Raw genomic sequence first — 3516 nt, 5'->3', positions numbered from 1 at the left:
AGCGCGATCGTCTTCTCCAGCGCCGCATCGGCGTTGGGTTCGATGCCGGCGAGCTGTCGCGCCACGCCGATGCGCTTGCCGCGCAGCGCGTTCGGGTCGAGGAACTTCGTGTAGTCCGTTGCGTGCTTGTCGGCGTCCTTCGTCGCGACATCGGACGGATCGCTGCCCGCGATCGCGCTGAGCACGGCCGCGGCGTCGGCGACGCTGCGCGCCATCGGCCCGGCGGTGTCCTGGCTGTGCGAGATGGGGATGATACCGGTGCGGCTGACCAGGCCGACGGTCGGCTTGATGCCGACGAGGCCGGTCATGGAGGCAGGGCAGATGATCGAGCCATCGGTCTCGCTGCCGATCGCCACGGTCGCGAGGCCGGCGGCCACCGCCGAGCCGGATCCGGCGCTGGAACCACAGGCATTGCGGTCGAGCACATACGGGTTGAGGGTGAGGCCGGCGCGGCCGGTCCAGCCGCTCGTGGCGTGGTTGGAGCGGATGTTCGCCCACTCGCTGAGGTTGGCCTTGCCCAGGATCACGGCGCCGGCCTTGCGCAGCTTCGCGGCGACCGTGGAGTCCTTCGGTGCCGTGGAGCCCGCCAGGGCAAGGGAGCCCGCGGTGGTCTGCATGCGGTCGCCGGTGTCGATGTTGTCCTTCAGCAGGATCGGGATACCGGCGAGGGGACCCTTGCCACCCCTGGCCTTGCCGGCGATCGCCAGCGCATCGGGATTGGTTTCCAGCACCGCGTTGACCTTCGGCCCGGCCTTGTCGATCCGTGCGATCCGGTCGAGGAACAGCTGGGTTATGCCGGTAGGGGTGAGCTCCCCCCGCGCGTAGGCCTGCTTTAGCGTGGCGATCGAGGCGTAGGCATCGTCTTCGCCGGCGTCGCGCGCGTGCGCGGCGAACGGAAGAAGCGTGAGCGCGAGCGCAACGGCGATCGCGTGGCGGTGCTGCGGCATAAGGTCTCTCCCCCCGGGTGTCCGGCCGATGGTAGCCCAGCGCCCGTGCACTGTGTGGCTATACTCGGGCGAACACCCAAGGCGGAACCCAAGGGAGCAGGCGATGCGACGTTCGTTCGGATGGATCGTGCTGGCCGCGTGTGCCTGGGCGTGTGCCGCCCAGGCACAGGAATCGCCCGCCGTGCCCGATACCCTGCAGCAGCGGATCGCCGCCTGCACCAGCTGCCATGGCCCGCACGGCGAGGGCGGCGACAACGGCTTCAACCCGCGCCTCGCCGGCAAGCCTGCCGGTTACCTTGTGCGCCAGCTGCAGGACTTCCAGAAGGGCCTGCGCCACTACGAGATCATGGAGTACATGGTCGCGCCCCTCGATGAAGCGTACATGCGCGAGATCGCGGAGTACTTCGCCAGCCAGGACGTACCGTACTCGCCGCACCCGACGCATGCGATGTCGCCATCGGCCGTTGCGCGCGGCGAGCAACTGGTCACGAAGGGGGATGCCGCGAAGGGCGTGCCTGCGTGCATGGCCTGCCACGGGCCGAACCTCACCGGCGTGCAGCCCGACATCCCAGGGCTGGTCGGCCTGCCGTATGACTACATCAGCGCGCAGCTCGGCTCCTGGCGCACGAACACTCGTAGCACCACCGAGCCCGACTGCATGGCGACCGTGGTAAGCCGCCTCACCGACGCGGACATCAGCGCCGTCTCCGCGTGGCTAGCTTCCCGCCCCGTGCCACCCGATGCACACGCGGAGCCGGCGGGCAGCGTAAAACCGCCACTCCGCTGCGGCGTGCTGGGAGGCTGACCTGATGAAGACCTGGACCCATGCCGCGCTCTTCATCGTCGCCGCCATCAGCTGTTGTGGGAGCGCGCTTGCGCGCGATGCCGTCACCGAAGGCCAATACCTCACAACGATCGGCGACTGCGCCTCTTGCCATACCTCCCGCAACGGCAAGCCCATGGCCGGCGGCCGCGTCGTCCCAACGCCGTTCGGCGCCATCCCGTCGCCCAACCTCACGCCCGATCGCGAGACCGGCCTCGGCGACTGGTCCGCGGATGATTTCTACCAGGCGCTGCACAGTGGCAAGGCCCACGACGGCACCTCGCTGTATCCCGCGTTCCCGTTCACGTCGTACACCAAGGTCACCCGCGCCGACAGCGATGCTATGTACGCCTACCTGCGTTCGTTGCCCGCGGTGCGCAACCCGAACACGCCGGACACGCTGCGCTGGCCATACCGCTGGCGGTCGCTCATGGCGACGTGGCGGCTGATGTATTTCCACGAGGGCGAATACCAGCCCGATCCGAAGCAGGGCGCGCAGTGGAATCGCGGCGCTTACCTCGTACAGGGCCTGGGCCATTGCAATGAATGCCATGCGAACCGGAACAGCTTCGGCGCGATGGTCAGCGACCCGTTCCTGGCCGGTGGCCTCATCCCGGTGCAGAACTGGTATGCGCCCGATCTCTCGATGGGTCCGCAGGGCGGCCTTGCCGGGTGGAGCGAGGGTGACGTGGTCGCGTTGCTGAAAACCGGCCGTTCGGCGAAGGGCAGTGCGCTCGGCCCCATGGCCGAGGTGGTGTTGAAGAGCACGCAGCACCTGACCGACGCCGATCTCTCCGCGATCGCCGTGTACCTGTAATAGCTGCCCGAACGCACGCCGGTTCGCCAGCGCGGCAACGCCGTGGATGCCGAGGCCGTGGCGAAGGCCGGGCAGGCCGTCTACGCGAAGCATTGCGCCGATTGCCACGGTGCGGACGGACGAGGGAAGGGCGACGCGTATCCCGCGCTCGCGGGCAACGTGTCCGTGCGTGAACCCACGGGGATCAACGCGATCCGCGTGGTGCTCTCGGGTGGTTTCGCGCCTGCGACCGCCGGCAATCCGCGGCCGTATTCCATGCCGCCGTTCTCGCAGGTCCTCAGCGATGACGATGCGGCGGCCGTGGTGACCTACATCCGCCACGCCTGGTCGAATGGCGCTTCATCGGTATCGCCGAACGACGTGCGCGCCTATCGTTCGACGCCGGGTACCTGACGGACCTCGTCCGCCATCGCTTGCCACAGCGCGAGGTTCCATGAACCTCGCGCCTGGCCGGAAGGTGAGGGAAGGACCCATGCGATCGCGCCGCCGAACAAGGCGTCTTGCCGGCCGATGTGGACGTGCTTGCCGAGCGCGGCCATGCCGGCCTGCTTGCTGGTGAAGGCGATGACGCGCGGCGCGTAATGCAGGATCTTCACGTGCAAAGCCTCCGCGTCGAACGCATCGCGCGGCAACTGGTTATCGTTCCCGTGGTGGTATTTCGCGACATCAGTGAAGCCGATGCCGAAAGCCGGCATTAGCGGGAATTCAGCCGGCGCGAGCAGGCGCGGTGTCAGGCCCACCGCGTGCACGGCGCGCCAGAACATGTTGCCGGGATGCGCGTAGTACGCGCCATCGCGCGCCGAGCGCGTACCTGCCGCCGTGCCGCAGAAGACCAGGCGCAGGCCGGGTTCGAGCACGTCGGGCAGGATGTGTTGCGCGGAATCGGCATCGTTCATGCGACTAATGTATCCGGAAGCCCCCGCCGTTGT

5 protein-coding genes are annotated in these 3516 nt (G+C 68.2%); 3 read left to right on the top strand and 2 right to left on the bottom strand.

Annotation, left to right across the window (positions count from 1 at the left end; translation table 11 throughout):
• Positions 1-947, bottom strand: a 947-nt coding sequence (locus ACTHLF_RS11785; protein ID WP_440327535.1) for an amidase family protein, incomplete at its 3' end; no start/stop codon positions are given.
• Between the two features lie 103 nt (positions 948-1050).
• Here ACTHLF_RS11785 and ACTHLF_RS11780 point away from each other — a divergent pair.
• The 3 genes from ACTHLF_RS11780 to ACTHLF_RS11770 are packed head-to-tail and all read left to right on the top strand — an operon-like array spanning position 1051 to position 2980.
• Complete coding sequence (locus ACTHLF_RS11780; RefSeq protein ID WP_440327534.1) at positions 1051-1752, top strand: c-type cytochrome; 702 nt, start codon at positions 1051-1053, stop codon at positions 1750-1752.
• Positions 1753-1756: 4 nt separating this feature from the next.
• Positions 1757-2587 carry a c-type cytochrome gene (locus ACTHLF_RS11775; protein ID WP_440327533.1) on the top strand — a complete coding sequence of 277 codons (831 nt, stop codon included), beginning with the start codon at positions 1757-1759 and terminating at the stop codon, positions 2585-2587.
• Positions 2588-2629: 42 nt separating this feature from the next.
• On the top strand, positions 2630-2980 hold the full coding sequence (locus tag ACTHLF_RS11770) for a c-type cytochrome (protein ID WP_440327532.1): 351 nt from the start codon (positions 2630-2632) through the stop codon (positions 2978-2980).
• Here ACTHLF_RS11770 and ACTHLF_RS11765 read toward each other — a convergent pair.
• Positions 2956-3483 carry a mismatch-specific DNA-glycosylase gene (locus ACTHLF_RS11765; RefSeq protein WP_440327531.1) on the bottom strand — a complete coding sequence of 176 codons (528 nt, stop codon included), beginning with the start codon at positions 3481-3483 and terminating at the stop codon, positions 2956-2958. The genes ACTHLF_RS11770 and ACTHLF_RS11765 overlap by 25 nt on opposite strands.
• Between the last annotated feature and the right edge of the window lie 33 nt (positions 3484-3516).

Origin of the sequence: Luteibacter sp. (assembly GCF_051958795.1) — a bacterium.
In the GTDB taxonomy this organism is placed as follows: Bacteria; Pseudomonadota; Gammaproteobacteria; order Xanthomonadales; family Rhodanobacteraceae; genus Luteibacter.
Note: the sequence above shows the minus strand (reverse complement) of the source record. Positions and strands in the feature narration are given on the sequence as shown.

Coding starts and splice junctions, on each gene's coding strand:
- ACTHLF_RS11765 (WP_440327531.1), bottom strand. CDS start 3,483: ATGAACGATGCCGATTCCGCGCAACACATCCTGCCCGACGTGCTCGAA.
- ACTHLF_RS11775 (WP_440327533.1), top strand. CDS start 1,757: ATGAAGACCTGGACCCATGCCGCGCTCTTCATCGTCGCCGCCATCAGC.
- ACTHLF_RS11780 (WP_440327534.1), top strand. CDS start 1,051: ATGCGACGTTCGTTCGGATGGATCGTGCTGGCCGCGTGTGCCTGGGCG.